The 299-nt window shown below is 40.5% G+C and carries 1 pseudogene; it reads right to left on the bottom strand.

What is annotated here, in order from left to right:
* Positions 1–6: 6 nt before the first annotated feature.
* Positions 7–299: pseudogene (locus KVT34_RS30105) on the bottom strand (hypothetical protein); the annotation flags it as partial.

Here is a 299-nt window from a genome sequence, read left to right as displayed (position 1 = left end):
ATTCTAATTTAAATAATTTAATACACTAAGTCCTGCTACCACCACAATATTTTCTCCCGCAACTGCTACTGCTAACCTCCCTATACCAACCACAAGATCCCAATTCACCTTTTTCCTAGCAACCATTTTTTTGAATCCACGTTTCAGAAACGGATATCCCGTCACAACAGATAAAGCACCTGATACGTAAAAAAGTCCTGGGCTTCTAGCTAAAGCAGATCTTCCCATAAATAATTGTTTTATACCGAAAGCACCTAATCCAACGACCGAAAGCGCTAGCGGTAACGGAACACCTTCAC

The organism is Paenibacillus sp. GbtcB18 (assembly GCF_019091125.1).
Lineage (GTDB): Bacteria > Bacillota > Bacilli > Paenibacillales > NBRC-103111 > Paenibacillus_F > Paenibacillus_F chitinolyticus.
This window is presented reverse-complemented; position numbering and strand designations above follow the sequence as displayed.